Annotated in this window: 14 protein-coding genes; 12 read left to right on the plus strand and 2 right to left on the minus strand. The window is 67.2% G+C overall.

Features of this window, described 5'->3' with window-relative positions:
- Nucleotides 1–50 precede the first annotated feature (50 nt).
- Nucleotides 51–1,562 carry a sensor histidine kinase gene (locus AC56DV_RS28130; RefSeq protein WP_496317508.1) on the plus strand — a complete coding sequence of 504 codons (1,512 nt, stop codon included), beginning with the start codon at nucleotides 51–53 and terminating at the stop codon, nucleotides 1,560–1,562.
- Here the strand turns inward: AC56DV_RS28130 and AC56DV_RS28135 are convergent.
- A complete protein-coding gene (locus AC56DV_RS28135; RefSeq protein ID WP_496317509.1) occupies nucleotides 1,465–2,274 on the minus strand; it encodes a Crp/Fnr family transcriptional regulator in 810 nt (269 codons plus the stop codon). The genes AC56DV_RS28130 and AC56DV_RS28135 overlap by 98 nt on opposite strands.
- A 306-nt stretch (nucleotides 2,275–2,580) precedes the next feature.
- On the opposite strand from AC56DV_RS28135, the gene AC56DV_RS28140 reads away from it, so the two are divergent.
- Nucleotides 2,581–2,883, plus strand: a complete 303-nt coding sequence (locus AC56DV_RS28140) for a hypothetical protein (protein WP_496317510.1) — start codon at nucleotides 2,581–2,583, stop codon at nucleotides 2,881–2,883.
- A gap of 17 nt (nucleotides 2,884–2,900) precedes the next feature.
- Here the strand turns inward: AC56DV_RS28140 and AC56DV_RS28145 are convergent, their stop codons facing one another.
- Nucleotides 2,901–4,949 carry a methyl-accepting chemotaxis protein gene (locus AC56DV_RS28145; RefSeq protein WP_496317511.1) on the minus strand — a complete coding sequence of 683 codons (2,049 nt, stop codon included), beginning with the start codon at nucleotides 4,947–4,949 and terminating at the stop codon, nucleotides 2,901–2,903.
- Between the two features lie 275 nt (nucleotides 4,950–5,224).
- Between AC56DV_RS28145 and AC56DV_RS28150 the strand changes: the two genes are divergently transcribed.
- The 10 genes from AC56DV_RS28150 (at nucleotide 5,225) to AC56DV_RS28195 (ending at nucleotide 17,549) form a co-directional block, all read left to right on the plus strand.
- On the plus strand, nucleotides 5,225–5,494 hold the full coding sequence (locus AC56DV_RS28150) for a hypothetical protein (protein WP_496317512.1): 270 nt from the start codon (nucleotides 5,225–5,227) through the stop codon (nucleotides 5,492–5,494).
- Nucleotides 5,495–5,589: 95 nt separating this feature from the next.
- Nucleotides 5,590–6,300, plus strand: a complete 711-nt coding sequence (locus AC56DV_RS28155; protein WP_496317513.1) for a response regulator transcription factor — start codon at nucleotides 5,590–5,592, stop codon at nucleotides 6,298–6,300.
- Complete coding sequence (locus tag AC56DV_RS28160) at nucleotides 6,293–7,672, plus strand: sensor histidine kinase (RefSeq protein ID WP_496317514.1); 1,380 nt, start codon at nucleotides 6,293–6,295, stop codon at nucleotides 7,670–7,672. The genes AC56DV_RS28155 and AC56DV_RS28160 overlap by 8 nt, the downstream gene beginning before the upstream one ends.
- A 146-nt stretch (nucleotides 7,673–7,818) precedes the next feature.
- On the plus strand, nucleotides 7,819–8,241 hold the full coding sequence (locus AC56DV_RS28165) for a type IV pilin protein (protein WP_496317515.1): 423 nt from the start codon (nucleotides 7,819–7,821) through the stop codon (nucleotides 8,239–8,241).
- On the plus strand, nucleotides 8,229–8,864 hold the full coding sequence (locus AC56DV_RS28170) for a pilus assembly FimT family protein (protein ID WP_496317516.1): 636 nt from the start codon (nucleotides 8,229–8,231) through the stop codon (nucleotides 8,862–8,864). Before AC56DV_RS28165 ends, AC56DV_RS28170 begins: the two co-directional genes overlap by 13 nt.
- Nucleotides 8,865–8,871: 7 nt before the next feature.
- Nucleotides 8,872–9,309 (plus strand): type IV pilus modification PilV family protein, encoded by a 438-nt coding sequence (locus tag AC56DV_RS28175; protein ID WP_496317517.1) that lies wholly within the window; start codon nucleotides 8,872–8,874, stop codon nucleotides 9,307–9,309.
- Nucleotides 9,309–10,499: a PilW family protein gene (locus AC56DV_RS28180; RefSeq protein ID WP_496317518.1), complete on the plus strand. Its 1,191-nt coding sequence runs from the start codon at nucleotides 9,309–9,311 to the stop codon at nucleotides 10,497–10,499. Before AC56DV_RS28175 ends, AC56DV_RS28180 begins: the two co-directional genes overlap by 1 nt.
- Complete coding sequence (locus tag AC56DV_RS28185) at nucleotides 10,487–11,098, plus strand: pilus assembly PilX family protein (RefSeq protein ID WP_496317519.1); 612 nt, start codon at nucleotides 10,487–10,489, stop codon at nucleotides 11,096–11,098. Before AC56DV_RS28180 ends, AC56DV_RS28185 begins: the two co-directional genes overlap by 13 nt.
- A 37-nt stretch (nucleotides 11,099–11,135) precedes the next feature.
- Nucleotides 11,136–15,782 carry a pilus assembly protein gene (locus AC56DV_RS28190; RefSeq protein ID WP_496317520.1) on the plus strand — a complete coding sequence of 1,549 codons (4,647 nt, stop codon included), beginning with the start codon at nucleotides 11,136–11,138 and terminating at the stop codon, nucleotides 15,780–15,782.
- A gap of 99 nt (nucleotides 15,783–15,881) precedes the next feature.
- Complete coding sequence (locus AC56DV_RS28195; RefSeq protein WP_496318495.1) at nucleotides 15,882–17,549, plus strand: peptide chain release factor 3; 1,668 nt, start codon at nucleotides 15,882–15,884, stop codon at nucleotides 17,547–17,549.
- The last annotated feature ends 7 nt before the right edge of the window (nucleotides 17,550–17,556 follow it).

Raw genomic sequence — 17,556 nt, forward strand, 5'->3', positions numbered from 1 at the left:
TAATGGCCCAGCCATAACGGCTGCTCATCTAGCAAAGGATGCCTATCAGGATGTATTTCACCGTCGACGCGGCGCCCCACCACAGACTGCCGCTGTACAAGACCGTACTGTGCGTAACATGCGCATTGATACTGATCGTGAACGGCTTCAGCCTGTTCCATAACCTGCAGTCGCTAAAGGGCGCCAACTTCCTGTTAAGCCAGTCCTCGCGGGTGGCCGAGCGGCTGCAATACCTGAACGTGCTGGTGCTCGACGCCGAGAGCAGCATGCGGGGCTACTTTGTGTCCGGCAAGGAATCCTACCTGGGGCCGACCCGCACCGTCACGGTGGAAACGGAAACCGAATTCAAGGAACTGGAACTGCTGCTGGCCGACAGCCCGTCGCAGCTGAAAAACCTGGCCCAGCTGCACACCATCGTGCGCCGCAAGCTGGCCCTGATGAGCGAATCGATCGAAGTCTACCGCCACGGCGGGCTGGAAGAGATCGTCAACATCGCCAAGGTCTCCGACGACCGCGCCTCGATGGACGAGCTGCGCCTGCTGGTGGTGATCATGGTGCAGGAACAGAATGAAACGCTGGCCGCGCGCAGCGCCAGCTTCTACCACGAGTACCAGAAGGCCGTGCTGCTGGGCACCGGCATCAACGCGGTGGCGATCTTTGTGCTGATCATGTTCTACCAGCTGGTGCGGCGCAGTTTCCGCAACCAGGCTGCGGTCGAGCACGCCTTGCAGGTGTCCAACGACAACCTCGAATCCATGGTGGCGCAGCGCACCGAGCAGCTGTCGGTGCTGTCGCGCCACCTGATCAGCATCAGCGAGGAGGAAAAAGTGCGGCTGTCGCGCGAACTGCACGACGAGATGGGCGCCCACCTGACCTCCATCAGCATGGACCTGGGCGCCGTCATGCACCAGCTGCAAAAGACCAATCCGGAACTGGCTTCCCAGCTCAAGCGGGCGCGCGCCACCTTGCTCGACGCGGTGGAAATGAAGCGCCGCATCATCGAGAATCTGCGCCCCAGCCTGCTGGACAACCTGGGCCTGTGCGCGGCCATCGAGAGTTATTGCGAAGAGTTCAGCCGCATGTCCGCGCTGCCGTGCGAAACCGACATCGCCAGCCACATCGACGGCGTGGCCAAGGGGCGCGATTCCAGCCTGGCCATTGCACTGTTCCGCATCGTGCAGGAATCGCTGACCAATATCCGCAAGTACGCGCGCGCCACCAAGGTGACCGTGACGCTGCAGTGCAGTGAAGACTTGCTGGTGCTGCGCGTGATCGACGATGGCGTGGGCATCGAATCGAACACGCTGGTGAAGCCGATGTCGCACGGCTTGCTGGGCATGCGCGAGCGGGCACTGCTGCTGGGCGGCACGCTGACGATACGGCGCGGCCGCAGCGACAAGGGAACCTGTATCGAAGTGCATATTCCGCTGCGCGCCAAGGTCGATGTCACGGAGCAGCGCGAGCCTAGCAGCCCGCCACGTCCACCAGCAGGCGATCGTACTCTGTCTTCGCCACCTTATAGCACTCGCCCGCGTAGCGTTCCAAGCCTGAACGATCAATGACGGTGATGTTGCCGCGGCGGTAGGTGATCAGGCCGTCGTCCTGCAGCTTGCCGGCGGCGGCGGTGATGCTTTCGCGCCGCACGCCCAGCATGATGGAGATCATTTCCTGGGTCACTTTCAGCTCATTGCTCAGCGAGCGGTCCAGGCGGTCCAGCAGCCAGCGGCACAGTTTCTGCTCGATCGAGCTGTGGCGGCCGCCGACGGCGTTCTGCGCCATTTGCGCGAACAGCGCGTGGTTGTAGCGCATCAGCAGCTGGGGCAGGGCGCCGCCCTGGTTGAACGCTTCGCGCAGGTGCTGCGCCTTCAGGCGGTAGCCGTAGCCGGCGCTTTGTACCACGGCGCTGCACATGGCGCGCTCGCCGGGGAACATCGACACGCCCACCACGCCTTCATGGCCGACCACTGCGATCTCGGTGGTGGCGCCGTCTTCCATTACATACAGCAGGGAAACAATGGCAGTGGTCGGGAAATACACGTTTTCCAGCTTGCTGCCGAATTCGAATAATTCCTTGCCGAACGGCAAGGTCACCAGTTCCAGGTGTTCAAACAGGGATTCCAGGACTTCACGAGGCAAGGCGGCCAGCAGTTCGTTCTGCTGTGTACCGCTATAGCTGACAACCGGCCGGGACGCAACTTTGAATTCCCGCGAGCCTACGGGCATCGTCTGGGAGAGCGACTGTGTGACGGTATCGCTAAGTTGAGTGTTGTTCATTTTATTCCTCACAGGCTAAGTACAAAGTAGCGCTGGATGCCGGTGCTGCTCAGTCCGGGTGGGCTTCTGTTCTCGCTCCACTTTATCCATCGCGTTGTTAGTACTTTAAGTCTGTATGTACTTTACGAACATAAGACGGGGCAGCGCCCCCGTGTAGGCTCGATGCATGGCGCCTTGTCAGCCTAGTCCTACTGCAATAATGAGCGGCAGGCTGCAGGATGCCCCGCGCGGCTTCACACGGAGCGCATGCTGCCTTCATGCAGCGGCCTTAAGATGGTGCCGGTTCAATCAAAAAGGAGGACGCAGATGGGCACGCTGAGGGAGGGGGCAGGGCGGCAGGTGCTGCTGGTGGCGCTGGGAACCGCGCTGATATTGCTGGTGCCGCTGGCGGCGATGCAGTTCACCGACGAGGTGGTGTGGACGGGGGCGGACTTCGTCATCGCCGGCGTGCTGCTGGCCGGCGCCGGCCTGGCCTACGTGGCGGCTGCGCGGCTGCTGCGCACCGCGCAGCGCCGGCTGGTGCTGGGCATGGCGCTGGCGGCGCTGATGGCGCTGGTGTGGCTGGAGCTGGCGGTCGGCCTGATCGGCACGCCGTTCGCCGGCAGCTAGCCGGCGGTTAGCGGCAGTCAGCCGAGCAGGCGCTCGCGCTTGCGGGACACGATGGTCGGTTTATTGGCGCTCCACGCGAGGGGCGGGGCCACGGTGTCCAGCACCGGCGGGCGGGCGGCGGCCGGCTGGCCGTCCAGGCGGAAGCGGCTCACGGCCTGGCCGAGCTGGGCCGCCTCTTCGTGCAGGCGGTCCGCTCCTACAGAGGCTTGCAGCACCAGCGCGCCGTTCTGGCGCGTCATGTCGTCGATGCGGGCCAGCGCGTGATCGACTTGTTCGATCTCGCTGCGCTGCACCGCCTCGGCGGCGCTGATCTGCTCGATGATGGCGGCGGTCTGCTGCACCGATTGCACCACTTGCGTCATGGTGGCGCCGGCCGAGTTCACCAGCGCGCTGCCGGCTTCCACTTCCTTGACCGAATCGACGATCAGCTTCTTGATCTCCAGCGCGGCGGCGGCCGAGCGCTGCGCCAGGCTGCGCACCTCGCCCGCCACCACCGCGAAGCCGCGCCCCTGCTCGCCGGCGCGGGCCGCTTCCACCGCCGCGTTCAGGGCCAGGATGTTGGTCTGAAAGGCGATGCCGTCGATCACGCCGATGATGTCGCTGATCTTGTCCGAACTGGCGCGGATGCCGGCCATGGTGTCGACCACGGCGGCCACGCTGCGCCCGCCCTGCAGGGCGATGTCGGAGGCGGTCTGCACCAGCTTGCGGCCGTTTTCCGCGTGCGCGGCGTTGCGCTGCACGGTGGCGGTCAGCGCGCGCATCGAGGCCACGGTGGCGGACAGGTCGTCGGCCTGCGCTTCGGTGTGGCCGGACAGCGCCGTGTTGCCGCTGGCCAGTTCGTCGGCGCCGTCGGCGATGCGGCCGGCGCCGCTGCGGATGTCGTCCACCAGTATCACCAGCGCTTGCGTCATGCCGCCGAAGGAATTGACCAGGCTGCCGATTTCGTCGCGCGCGGGGGAGCTGATTTCCAGCGCCAGGTCGCCGGCGGCGGCGGCCTGAACGGCACGGTTCAGGCTGCCCACGTCGCGCGCGAAGGACAGGTAGAAGCCGGCGAACAGCACGGCCGCCACGGCCAGCGCGGCGCCGACCGCGGCCAGCATCAGGTTGCGGCGCAGCTGGTCGCGCGCCAGGCGCTCGGCCAGCAGCTGGTCCAGCGCCTTGGCGGAGGCGGCCGCAAAGCCGTACAGCTTGCCGATCGCCTCGTTGCCGGCGGCGCTGAATTCCTTGCCGCTGGTCTGGTTATAGGAGTTGCTCACTTCGTTCTTGTTGCGTTCCAGGAAGGCCAGCGCGGCGGGGATGGCCGCCAGGTGCGGCTGCAGCGCCGCTTTCAGCTGCGGGTTGTGCAGCAGGATGGCGTCGGCCTGCGCCGGCAGGCGCTCGAGCTGGTGGCGGGCCAGCATGGCGGTGGCATTCAGCAGCTGGTCTTCATTGCCCTCGAACAGGCCGGTGTCGATATAGGCGCCGCCGCGCGCGGCGATCACCGACAGGTCTTCGGCCACTTCCGGCAAGGTCTTCTGGAAGGCGGCGATCAGGTAGTGGGTTTGCACTTCGGGGTCCAGGCTCAGGCTGGAGCGGTCCGCCACCAGCGCGCTCAGCTTGGCCAGCCGGGCCAGCAGCGCGCCGTGCAGGGCGATGCTGTCCTTGGCGTCGGCGCTGGCCTGGCGCTCGGCCAGCGCTTTCCACGCTTGCCGCACGGCGCCCCATTCCGGCAGCGCGGCCAGGCCGGACGCACTCGGCTGCTCCTGCTGCCAGCCGTCCAGGCGCTTCAAGCGGCCGTCGATGTCGGCGCGCAGCGCGGCGCCGTCCAGCGGCTGGCGCGCGGCCAGGCGCAGGCGTTCCAGCGCGCGGTGCTGCTGGGCCAGCTGGCTGACCTGCTGCAATTGCCCGATGTAGGCCACGCCCAGCTGCTCGCGCTCCGTCACGTCCAGCGACTTGTGCAGCTCGCGCATCAGCAGCGTGGTCACCAGCAGCAGCGGCAGCAGGAAGATCAGCGTCACCAGCACGAACTTGGGAAACAGGCGCAGGCGCTGCATCAGCGCGATGGCGGGGCGAAATAGGGTATTCATCAATGTTTCGAGCCGTAAAATTGCCATCCCGCAATAATGCCTGCCAAATGTGACAAGGCCGTGAACTAAATCGGCCCGGTTGTGACTATTTGAGAGATTTTCCGACGCGAAACGTGTCATTCTTGGTAGAATTTTCCATGTGGGAATTTGAATTGCCTTTGATGAAGAAGTGACAAGAAGGGAGAGCCGTCATCGACGCCATCGACGCCAAGCTGTATTTTTACCTGGGGAGCACCCTGCTGCTGCTGGTGCATTGCGTCAGCGCGGCCTACTTCGTGGCCTCGGGAAAGCGCAAGTCGAAGCAGGTGAAAGCCTTGTGCTTCCTGTCGCTGGCCGCCTGTACCTGCGCCGTGATCGCCTTGCTGTTCTTCGAAGTGTGCTTCGCCGCCAACATGGAGCGCATCGACGCCATGATGCTGATGGTGCCGCTGCTGGTGTGCGTGGCGGGCGACGTGCTGATGTACCGCTTGTCCGTCGTCAAACCCTACAGCATGGCCGACGGCACCGGCAGCCGGGTCCGCACCCGCCGCCGCACCATAGGCTGAGCGCTCCCCCCTCTGGCACGGCTGTACATCGGCCCTGCTTGCCCTTATAGTGCCTGCAGGCGCGGCCTTGACCGCGCGACATCATGAGGCAGGCTATGCACGTATTACTGGTGGAAGATGACGCAGTGCTGGCCGACGGCCTGCACCGCGTGCTGAGCGGCCACGGCATGGTGGTGGACGTGCTGCGCAGCGGCACCGAGGCCGACGCGCTGCTGCAGCGCGCGGGCACGGGAGCCGGTTCGGGCACCCTGGCGGCCCAGCCCGAGCTGGCGGTGCTGGTGCTCGACATCGGCCTGCCCGGCATCGACGGCTTCGAAGTGGTGCGCCGCCTGCGCGCGCGCGGCAGCGCCATCCCGGTGCTGCTGCTGACGGCGCGCGACGCCATCGAGGACCGTGTGCGCGGCCTGGAACTGGGCGCGGACGACTACCTGGTCAAACCATTCGCCACGCCGGAGCTGGTGGCGCGGGTGCGCGCGCTGGCGCGCCGCCACGCGCCCAAGGCCGCCGCGCTGGCCATGGGCGACCTGGCGCTGGACAGCGACACCAAGCGCGCCCGCGTCAAGGACCGCTTCATCGAGCTGTCGGCGCGCGAGTGGGCGGTGCTGGAATACCTGCTGCAGCACGGCGCGCGGGTGGTCTCGAAGCAGCAGATCATCGACGCCATCCTGCCCTGGGGCGAAGACATGACGCAGAACGCGGTGGAAGTCTACATTTCCCGCCTGCGGCTGAAGATCGCCGACGCCGGGGTGACCATCCGCACCATCCGCGGCTTCGGCTACATGCTGGAGCTGGCGCCGCATGCCTAGCATCCGGCTGCGCCTGCTCAAATGGCTGATCGCGCCCATCCTGCTGATCAACCTGGCGGGCGGCGCGCTGACCTATATGCTGGCCTGGCTGCCGGCGCAAACCGCTTTCGACCAAAGCCTGTCCGACGCCGCCGGCGCGCTAGGCGCGCGCCTGTCCGCCGCCGGCGGCGCCTGGCGCATCGATCTGCCGCCGCAGGCCGAGCAGGTGCTGCGCAACGGTGACGCCGACGCGGTCTATTTCGTGGTGCGCGACAGCGCGGGCCGGGTGGTGGCAGGAGACGCGGACTTCCCGGCGCTGCGCCAGCCCGGTGGCGGCGCGGCGCTGGCCTACGACGGCGCCATGCGCGGCGAGGCGGTGCGCATCGGCGCGCGGCGCGTGGCGGCCGCCGACGGCCAGGCCGGGCCGGCCTATGTCGGCGTGGCGCGCACGCTGCGCCAGCGCACCCAAGTGCGGCAGGCGATTTTCCGCGCGCTGGTGCTGCTGGACGGCTTGTTCACGCTGGCCTGCGTCGGCCTGATCTGGTTTTCGGTCACCAACGGCTTGCGCCCGCTGGACCGCATGCGCGCCGGCCTGAACGCGCGCGCGGGCGACCAGCTGGCGCCGATCCAGCAGGAGGACGTGCCTTACGAACTGGCGCCGGTGGTGCACGCCTTCAACGGCCTGCTGGCCCGCGTCAGCGAAGGCGCGCAGGCGCAGCAGGATTTCCTGGCCAACGTGGCACACCAGCTGCGCACGCCGCTGGCCGGCTTGCAGACCCAGCTTGAATGGCTGGGCCACCGCCATGCCGAACCGGAGACCGCGCATTCGATCCGCCTGATGCTGCAGTCCACCGAGCGCATGATACGGCAGACCAACCAGCTGCTGGCGCTGGCGCGCGCCGAACCCAGCCACTTCGAGAAGACCCGGCTGGAGCCGCTGGCGCTGGACGCGCTGGTGGAGGAAACGGTGCAGCACTTCGTGGAGCAGGCCGCGCGCAAGGCGATCGACCTGGGCTTCGAGCTGCAGCACGCCGCCGTGCAGGGCGACCGCTTCCTGCTGCGCGACCTGATCGACAACCTGGTCGACAACGCCATCCGCTACACCCCCGCGCACGGCACGGTGACGGTGCGCTGCCTGCCCGGCGAGCCGGGCGGCGGCGCGCTGACCGGCGGCACCGTGCTGGAGGTGGAGGATTCCGGCCCCGGCATCGCCCCGGCGCTGCGCGAGGCGGTGTTCCGGCGCTATGTGCGGCTGGACGACAAGATCGCCGGCAGCGGCCTGGGCCTGGCCATCGTGCGCGACATCGCCGCCGCGCACGGCGCCCGCATCACCATCGACAGCCCGGCAGGCGGGCGGGGCGCGCTGTTTTCGGTAAGGTTTCCGGCGCGTTAGCATGCTGGCAGTGTGCCGGTTGCGTGCTGGTTTGCCGCCCAGTGTGCGCTTGTCAGGAATTTGTCAGTATTTCTTCAGGGAAATGCAAGCTAGGGACGCTACCATGCTGTCATGACGTACGACAACATAACCGGGAGCGCACCACGATGAAACGCACGCACAAGGGCTTTACGCTGATCGAGGTGATGATAGCCGTGGCGGTGGTGGGCATCCTGGCGGCGGTGGCGCTGCCTGCGTACACCACCTACGTGACCCGTGCCCGGCTGACCGAAGCGTTCACCTCGCTGGGCGGCGCGCAGCCGGCGGCCGAGCAGTTCTGGGCCAACGCCCGCACCTACGACGGTTTCCAGAACGTCAGCACGTTCCCGGCCTCCACCGCCAATTTCGATTACTCCCTGTCCAACGCCACCGCCTCGGCCTACACCATCACGGCCACCGGCAAGGGCAAGGCGGCCGGCTTTTCCTACACGGTGAACCAGAACGGCGGCCGCGCCACCACCGCCACGCCGGCCTGGGGCACCAGCACCAGCTGCTGGATAGACCGGGCGGGTGGCTTATGCAGCAACTGAGCATCCTGCCGCGCCAGCGCGGCACCACGCTGATCGAGCTGATGGTGGGGCTGGTGATCCTGGCCGTGCTGGCGGCGATCGGCATCCCCAGCATGGTGAACTGGATCAGCGGCAACAAGGTGATCTCGGCCGGCGAGTTCTATGCCGAGGGCTTCGCCATGGCGCGCCGCCAGGCCGTGCTGCACAACGCCGCCAGCCGCATCGTGCTGACGCCGAACGTGAACAACGGCCAGATGGACTGGCAGGTCGACTTGTGCTTCCCGGCGCCTGGCGTGCCGTGCAACGCCAGCAGCGGCACCTGGTCCACCACCACCGACGCGGCGCCGCTCGACCCGGAAGGCGCGAACGGCTACAAGTCGGTGCTGCGCCCGGCCGACGCGCTGCCGCAGAGCGACCTGCTGGTGCCGCGCCTGGAACCGGAGGGCACCTCGGCGGTGTATTTCACGTCCCTGGGCTGGGTCGACACCGGCTATGAAGACCGTTTGACCCGCATCCGGCTCGACCCGGCCGGGCAGAACGCCAGCGAACTCCAGCCGGTGGCGGTGGCCGTGTCGCTGGCCGGCCTGGCCATCAAGTGCAACCCAGTGCTGAGCGCGCCCGATTCGCGCGCCTGCCCACCGTGAGCGCGCCATGAGAACTTATCGACTCCCTATCCGGGCCCGCCGGCAGCGCGGCGTGGCCATGCTGGAAGCGCTGATCGCCATCGTCATCCTGGCCATCGGCCTGCTCGGCACGGTGGGCCTGCAGGCGCGGTCCTACTCTGCGCTGTCGGACGCCAGCATGCGCGCCGAAGCCACCATCGCCGGCGAACGGCTGTTCGGCATCATGAGCAACGACCAGCCCAACCTGGCCAGCTATGCGCTGGCCGAGAACGGCACCCCCGGCGCCGCCGTGGCGCCCTGGCTGGCCGAAACCAAGGCGCAGATCCCGGGCGCCATCGTGTCGGTGCGGCTGGTGCAGCAGAGCGCCACCACCACCATGGTCGAGATCAGCATCCGCTGGACCCGCAAGACCGGGGCCGCCGAGAACCGCCACGTGCTCACGTCCTACATCGCGAGGGCTACCTGATGCGCCGCCCGACCGCATTCCGCCCGCCCGCCGGCCGCCGGCGCGCCGCGCGCGGCTTCTCCATCGTGGAACTGATGGTGGCCGTCACGGTCGGCATGCTGGCCATCATGTTCGCCACCCGGCTGATCGTCAGCTCCGAACAGAACAAGTCGGTGTCGCTGGGCGGTTCGGACCAGATGCAGAACGGCATGCTGGCGCTGTTTTCCATCAGCGAGGACGCCGCCCAGGCCGGCTGGGGCATGAACGACGATCTGATCGCCGGCTGCAACACCGTGTTTTCCGACACGGCCGGCTACGCGCTGGCGGCGGCGGACCGGGGCGGGGTGGCTATCACGCCGCTGGCGGCGGTGGTGATCCGCAACAACGCCAACGGTTCGGACGAACTCAGCCTGAACAGCGGCAGCTCGCCGTCCGGCGTCGGCTCGGTCAAGGTCAGCGACGCCTACGGCGGCGCCGACACCCTCAGCATCTCGACCGCCGCGCCGTTCGGCTTCCTGAACGGCGACGCCATCATCGTGGTGCCCGAGCCGCGCGGCGGCAATTGCGCGCTGGCCCAGCTGACCGCCGATCCGCTCGGCACCACGCTCACCTTCAGCGCCGTGCCCGAGGCGCGCTACAACCGCAACGGCCTGGGCGCGGCGTTCAGCGCCAACCTGGCGCGGGTCTACAACCTGGGGCCGGCGCGCAACCTGGCGCTGCACACCTGGTCGGTGCAGAACAGCGTGCTGATGCTGCGCGCCTCCAACCTGGCCGGCGCCGCGGCGGCGCGCTCGACGGTGGTGGAGGGCATCGTGGCGCTCAAGGCACAGTACGGCTTCGCCGCCGGCGCCTTCAACCCGGCCACCGGCCTGCAGGTGGCGCAGTGGTCGAACACCATGGTCAACGCCGACGGCGACGCCGTCACCGGCAGCCCCGGCGACTACCAGCGGGTGGCCGCGATCCGGGTGGCGGTGGTGGCGCGCAGCAAGATACCGGAAAAGCCGTCCACCACCGACGGCCAGTGCAGCGCCACCACCGACAAGCCGGTGGTGTTCGCCGCCGCCAGCCCGGCCAGCGTGGCGGCCGTGCCGGTGACGGTGGAAGTGGCGCAGGCGGGCGACAGCATCAGCTGGAAGTGCTACCGCTACCGGGTGTTCGAAACCATCATCCCTATCCGCAATGCGGGCTGGAGGCCGACGTGGGAAAATTGAGACCCAAAGCGCTGAAACGGCAAGCGGGCCCGGCGCGGCAGCGCGGCATTGCGCTGCCGGTGATGCTGATCATGCTGGCGGTGATGATGCTCAGCAGCATATACCTGCTGCGCTCGACCAATTCCACCACCATGACCACCAGCAACCTGGCCTATGACTCGGCGCTGGCCAAGGCGGCCGACCTGGGCCTGCACACGGCATTCCAGTTCCTGGCCACGCAGCCGAAGGCCAACCTGGTGGCCGACATTCCTGCGGCCGGCTATGTGGCCAGCATGGCGCCCAACCGGGGCGTCAACCACCCGGACTTCTGGACCGGTTCGGCCACCGTGCAGGACGGCGCCAACAACACGGTGCAGTACGTCATCCACCGCATGTGCATGCTGCCGGGCGCCTACAACGCGTCGGCCCCGGCCAATAACTGCACGCTGTCGGCCGCCAAGCAGAAGGTGGCCAGCCCCGCCGGCCTGGGCAACAGCCTGTCGACCGACCGTTCCGAGTACGCCACCATGCCCGAACTGCATTACGTGATCACTGCGCGCATCTACGGCGCGCGCGGCGGCAACGTCGTGACGCAGTCCGTGGTGATGATGGGCCCGTGAGGCCCGCTTAGCTAGCACCGATAGATTGGACCGATATATGAACAAGCTCACCTTCAAGCTGGCCTGCCTGCTGGCCATGCTGTCCCCGGCCGCCTGGGCCGGCACCACGCAGATCGCGCAGGTGCCGCTGCTGAACATCGCCGGCACCGGCACCGTCAAGCCCAACCTGATGCTGCTGTTCGATAATTCCGGTTCGATGGAGCAGCACTACACGCCGGATTATGTGAACGACAACCTGTGCCGTTCCAGCGCCAAGCTGTCGAGCGGCACCACGGCCTGCAATGTCGGCCACCCGCCCTTCATGGCGGCCGAGTTCAACCGCCAGTACTACAACCCCAAGATCCGCTACCAGCCGCCGATCAAGGCCGACGGCACGTACTACAATGAGCAGAACTCGGCCAACACCACCGGCTGGACCCGGGTGGTGAGCGACGGTTTCGGCGTCTACAACCGCAACCTGTACGCCAGCAGCGACACCGAGATCAACCTGCTGACCGAATTCCCCGACCTGAAGTGGTGCGACCCGAACGACAGCAGCGACTGCCGCCTCAACAGCGCCACCTACACCTATCCGAACAACACTTACCGCAGCGCGGTGGCGATCTCGACCAGCCCGTACTACTACAACATCGGCGTGGCGGAGTTCTGCACCGACGAGACCATGACCAACTGCCGCTCCACGGCGGCCGGCGCCACGGCGCCGAGCGGCTATCCGGTGCCGGTGAAGGTGCGCTGGTGCCGGGAGACCGCGCTGATCAACTGCCAAGCCAAGCGCGTCGGCAGCTACATCTATCCGCGCTACTCGACCGCGAGCGGCGGCGTGGCCGCCTTCGGCACCATCGCCATCGGCGCCTCCACCAGCAGCGCCTCGATGACCATCACCAGCGTCACGATACCGGACCCGAGCACCGCGCGCACCATCACCAACGGCACCGTGACGGCGCCCAACGGCACCAATACCGCGCTCAAGCAGCAAACCATGGCCAGCGCGCTGGCCGCCAGCATCATCGCCAGGACCGGCTTGACCAACCAGTACTACGCTTGCGTGAAAACGCCGATCGGCCAGACCACGGTGCCGGCCTGCTCGAGCTATGGCATCACCCTCACGGCCGAGAACGTGGTGGCGGTGATCGCCGTGGTCTGCAGCGGCACCAAGTCGCAGGCGAGCTGCCTGCCGATCACCGACAACAGCCGCGCCGGCTGGGGCATCACCGTCAACGCGCCCAGCGTGACGGTGACGCCGGCCGTGGCGCGCGTGTCGCCCACCGCCATGGTCACCGTGTCCGGCAGCACCGCCAATTCCGGCACGCCCCGGCTCTCCAGCCTCAGCTGGGGCGGCAGCACGCTGGTGAGCGATCTGTCGCTGGGCAGGAACCGCAGCGCCGCGCAGGTCGCAGCCAGCATCATTTCGGACATCGGCAACAGCGGCACCATCCGCGCCTACGCAGCCGGCAACAGCGTCACGCCCACCTGCGCGGCGCAAAGCGGCAACACCAGGATCTGCCTGGTCGACACCGCCGCCACCAGCAACTCCAACACGCCGTCGGCCGGCACGGTCAGCGGCGGCGGCGTCAGCTTCAGCTTCGCCGCCGGCAGCGGCTACGTGGCCGCCGTCAACGCCGTCAGCGAGGCCATTCCCACCACCACCGCCGCCATCTCGTCCGGCACCGAGCCGCCCAGCACCTTTGAGCGCGTCAACCTCACCAGCGGCGCCACCTATCCGAAGTCGGCGGACCGCGTCGACTGCGCCGGCGCCACCTGCACCTACGCCGAAGAGATGACCAACTTCGCCAATTGGTACAGCTACTACAAGAGCCGCCTGCAAATGATGAAGACCTCGGTCGGCATCGCGTTCGCCGCGCTCAACAGCAACTACCGCGCCGGCTTCGTGCGCCTGTCGCAGTCCGCCGCCGGCGGCGCCATCGACATGAAACCGGCCGACTTCGCCGGCAGCGCGCGCACCACCTGGTACAGCACGCTGTACGGCACCACCACCAGCGGCTCGACGCCGATCCGCGCGGCGATGGACAACGTCGGCCGCATGTACGCCAACCTCAGCCCCTACGAATACGCGGCCGGGCAGGAAGTGGTGCAGTTCCCTTGCCAGCCCAATTTCCTGATACTGACCACCGACGGCTACTGGAACGGCAGCACCACCGCCAACGTGGTCAACAACGACAACGTGGACAACCCGTCGCGCTTCTGCACCCAGGCGCGCGGCTGCGTCGATACGCGCGCCCAGAGCCAGCCGTCGATCTCGGACGTGGCGCTGCACTGGTACAACGGCGGCTCCAGCACCGGCACCGTGTCGCTGCGCCCGTCGCTGGAACCGGACATGAGCAAGCCCGGCCAAGTGCCGGCGGCCGGCGGCGAGAACACCCACCTGCACATGAACACCTACACGCTGGGCCTGGGCATGGACGGCGTGATGACCTACGAGCCGAACTACGACACCGCGCCCCGGCCGGGCGGCGACTTCTACAACCTGATCACCGCCGCCGCCTCGGGCTGCCCGTGGAACAACAACGGCCCCTACGTGTGGCCGGACCCGCAGACCAGCAGCACCGCCAGCACCGTGCAGGAACGGGTGGACGACCTGTGGCATGCGGCGATCGCCGGCCACGGCAAGTATTTCAGCGCCAACGAGCCGAAGGAAGTGGTGCAGGGCCTGGCCTCGGCGCTGGCCAATATGCAGGTGTCGGTGGGCGCGGCTGCCGCTGCGGCGACCTCGACGCCGAATATTTCGCTGCAGGACAACGACATCTTCTCGGACACCTTCACCACCGTGAAATGGTACGGCGAACTGTCGGACAAGAAAATCGACCCGGCCACCGGCATCGTCGGCACCACCCCGGTGTGGATCAGTTCGGACACCGTCGGCCCGCAGGCCATCGCCGGCACCGGCGGCACGCCGGCCTCGGCGGGCGGGCGCAGCATCTACATGCTGGACCCGGCCGGCACCACCACGCTGACCGAGTTCCGCTACGCCAATATGGGCGCCTCGACGCTGATGCAGAGCTGGTTCAGCAACAAGTGCCTGGCGCTGGCGCAGTGCACCCTGCTGTCGGCCGACGACCGCGTGATCGTCAACAACGGCGCCAACCTGGTCAACTGGCTGCGCGGCGAGCAAACCTACGCCAACGACGAGATCTTCCGCGCCTACAGCCTGACCCCGCACACCCCGGCCGGCCAGTCCGGCCCGGTGCCCATCGTGCTGGGCGACATCGCCTCGTCCAAGCCGGCCTACCTGCGCGAGCCGCGTAAGGGCTACCCGTCGGCCAGCTATGAAGCCTACCGCGCCAAGTGGACCGCCGAGCGCGTGCCGACCGTGTTCACCGCCGCCAACGATGGCATGCTGCATGCCTTCCGCGCCTCGGACGGCCACGAGTTGTGGGCCTATGTGCCGCGCATAACGATGAAAAAGCTGCACGCGCTGGCCAGCACCACCTACGGCACCAACCACCAGTTCACCACCGACGGCTCGCCCGAAGTGGCGGACGTGGAAATCGGCGGCGCGTGGAAGACCGTGCTGGTGGCCGGCCTGAACGGCGGCGGGCGCGGCTACTACGCGCTGGACGTGACCGATCCGACCGCGCCGCGCGCGCTGTGGGAAACCTGCGCCGACAGTACCGTCTGCGCGCACGCCGACCCCGACCTGGGCCTGAGTTTCGGCAACCCGCAGTTCGGCACCTGGCGCGGCCAGTGGGTGGTGTTCGTCACCTCCGGCTACAACAATGTGCCGGGCATCGACGGCGTGGCCGGCGGCAGCGGCAGGGGCATCCTGTTCATCATCGACGTGGCCACCGGCGCCATCCTGCAGAAGATCGACACCGGCTCGGGCGACACCACCACGCCGTCCGGCCTGGCCAAGATCACCGCCATCACCAACAATCCGGCCACCGACCCGGCCGTGACCTATGTGTACGGCGGCGACAACCAGGGCCAGCTGTGGCGCTTCGACGTCAACGCGCTGACCAAGCGCATGATGTCGGACGCCGGCGCGCTGCAGCCGATCACCACGCGGCCCGAGGTCACGCTGTGCGCGGCCAGCAGCACCGACGAGGCCAGCGGCGAGGTGACCTCCTTCGCCCAGCGCGTGGTGCTGTTCGGCACCGGCCGCCTGCTGGACGTGCCCGACACCGTCAATATCGACCTGCAAAGCCTGTACCTGGTGAAGGACGCCGACACCTGCTCCAGCACGCCCTGCATCACGGCGCGCGGCACCGGCATGGTGAAGCAGACCCTGTCGCTGCAGGGTTCGAGCAGCAACACCAACACCTATACCATCACCAGCAACCCGGTCAACCTGGTGACCCAGGACGGCTGGTATTTCGACTGGTCGCTGAACCAGGGCGAGCGCATGAACCTGGACCCGAAAGTGGTCAGCGGGGTGGCCAACGTGGTGACCAACCTGCCGACCTCGTCCTCGTCGTGTTCGGTGGGCGGCACCAGCAACGCCTATGCGGTGAACGTGTGCAACGGCAACGCGGCGCTCGGCACCATCGCCGGCAGCACGCTGTCGAACACCTCGGCGGCGGTGGGTTTCATCATTGTGCGCCTGCCGAAGGGCGAGCTGAAGATGATCACCACCACCGCCAAGGGCGAAACGCTGACCCGGCCGCTGGTGGAGCTGGAATCGACCGCCGCGCACCGCGCCGGCTGGCGCAGGATCAAGATCGACTAGGCAATCGAATAAGCAATCGGCCAAGCAGGGATGGCCCCGGCGGGCGGCCCCGTGTAAAATAGCAGGTTTTTATGCGGGGCCATTGTTATGGTCGCGAACATGGCCAACGACATCGACAACAGCATTCCAGACACTCCAGACGACGCCCCGGCAGCCGCCGGCGGCAAGACGCCTGCACTGATCGCGCGCGAAACCAAGCGCCGCCGCACCTTCGGCATCATTTCCCACCCGGATGCGGGTAAGACCACGCTGACCGAAAAACTGCTGCTGTTCTCGGGCGCGATCCAGATGGCCGGCACGGTCAAGGCGCGCAAGAGCGGCCGCCACGCCACCTCGGACTGGATGGAGATCGAGAAGCAGCGCGGCATTTCCGTGGCGTCCTCGGTGATGCAATTCGACTTCCGCGACCACATCATCAACCTGCTCGACACCCCCGGCCACCAGGACTTCTCGGAAGACACCTACCGCGTGCTGACGGCGGTGGACTCGGCGCTGATGGTGATCGACGCGGCCAAGGGCGTGGAGGCGCAGACCATCAAGCTGCTGGACGTGTGCCGCATGCGCAATACGCCGATCGTGACCTTCATGAACAAGCTGGACCGCGAATGTCGCGATCCGCTGGAACTGCTCGACGAGCTGGAGTCGGTGCTGAAGATCCAGTGCGCGCCGGTGACCTGGCCGATCGGCATGGGCAAGAACTTCCGCGGCGTGTACCACCTGCTGAACGACGAGATCCTGCTGTTCCGCGCCGGTTCGGAGAGCGCCGACCAGGCGGTGGAAATCATCAAGGGCATCGACAATCCGCGCCTGCAGGAAATGTTCCCGCTGGAAATGGATCAGCTGCGCATGGAAGTGGAACTGGTCAAGGGCGCTTCGCACCCGTTCGACCTGGAAGAGTTCCTGGCCGGTGTGCAGACCCCGGTGTTCTTCGGTTCCGCCATCAACAACTTCGGCGTGCGCGAGATCCTCTCGGCGCTGGTGGACTGGGCTCCGGCGCCGCGCGGCCGCGACGCCACCGTGCGCGTGGTCGAGCCGACCGAGCAGCCGTTCACCGGCTTCGTGTTCAAGATCCAGGCCAATATGGACCCGGCGCACCGCGACCGCATCGCCTTCCTGCGCGTGTGCTCGGGCCGTTTCGAGCGCGGCATGAAGGTCAAGCACCTGCGCCTGGGGCGCGAAGTGAAAGTGTCGTCGGTGGTGACCTTCATGGCATCGTCGCGCGAGCAGGTGGAGGAGGCGTACGCGGGCGACATCATCGGCCTGCCGAACCACGGCAATATGCAGATCGGCGATTCCTTCTCGGAAGGCGAGCTGCTGACCTTTACCGGCATTCCGTACTTCGCGCCGGACTTCTTCCGCCAGGTACGCATCCGCAATCCGCTGAAGATCAAGCAGCTGCACAAGGGCTTGCAGCAGCTGGGCGAAGAGGGCGCGGTGCAGGTCTTCAAGCCGGTGCAGGGCGGCGAGCTGGTGCTGGGCGCGGTCGGCGTGCTGCAGTTCGAGGTGGTCGCCAGCCGCCTGATGAACGAGTACGGCGTGGACGCCGTGTTCGAGGGCACCAGCATCAGCAGCGCGCGCTGGGTGTCGTCGGACGACAAGAAAGCCCTGGTGGACTTCGAAGCGGCGCTGGGCCACAACGTGGCCTACGACGCGGCCGGCAACATGGCTTACCTGGCAACGTCCAGCGTCAACCTGCGCCTGACGCAGGAACGCTGGCCGAAGCTGCAGTTCCACGCCACGCGCGAGCACGCGGCCAAGCTGACCTAAGCTACCC

This window comes from Massilia sp. BGA-UO-ETr-WB1 (assembly GCF_059567845.1).

Bases quoted from the DNA above. Each gene is read 5' to 3' on its own strand.
- AC56DV_RS28140 (WP_496317510.1), top strand. From the start codon at position 2,581: ATGGGCACGCTGAGGGAGGGGGCAGGGCGGCAGGTGCTGCTGGTGGCG.
- AC56DV_RS28175 (WP_496317517.1), top strand. From the start codon at position 8,872: ATGAGAACTTATCGACTCCCTATCCGGGCCCGCCGGCAGCGCGGCGTG.
- AC56DV_RS28180 (WP_496317518.1), top strand. From the start codon at position 9,309: ATGCGCCGCCCGACCGCATTCCGCCCGCCCGCCGGCCGCCGGCGCGCC.
- AC56DV_RS28190 (WP_496317520.1), top strand. From the start codon at position 11,136: ATGAACAAGCTCACCTTCAAGCTGGCCTGCCTGCTGGCCATGCTGTCC.
- AC56DV_RS28135 (WP_496317509.1), bottom strand. From the start codon at position 2,274: ATGAACAACACTCAACTTAGCGATACCGTCACACAGTCGCTCTCCCAG.
- AC56DV_RS28145 (WP_496317511.1), bottom strand. From the start codon at position 4,949: ATGAATACCCTATTTCGCCCCGCCATCGCGCTGATGCAGCGCCTGCGC.
- AC56DV_RS28130 (WP_496317508.1), top strand. From the start codon at position 51: ATGTATTTCACCGTCGACGCGGCGCCCCACCACAGACTGCCGCTGTAC.
- AC56DV_RS28170 (WP_496317516.1), top strand. From the start codon at position 8,229: ATGCAGCAACTGAGCATCCTGCCGCGCCAGCGCGGCACCACGCTGATC.
- AC56DV_RS28155 (WP_496317513.1), top strand. From the start codon at position 5,590: ATGCACGTATTACTGGTGGAAGATGACGCAGTGCTGGCCGACGGCCTG.
- AC56DV_RS28160 (WP_496317514.1), top strand. From the start codon at position 6,293: ATGCCTAGCATCCGGCTGCGCCTGCTCAAATGGCTGATCGCGCCCATC.
- AC56DV_RS28195 (WP_496318495.1), top strand. From the start codon at position 15,882: ATGGCCAACGACATCGACAACAGCATTCCAGACACTCCAGACGACGCC.
- AC56DV_RS28165 (WP_496317515.1), top strand. From the start codon at position 7,819: ATGAAACGCACGCACAAGGGCTTTACGCTGATCGAGGTGATGATAGCC.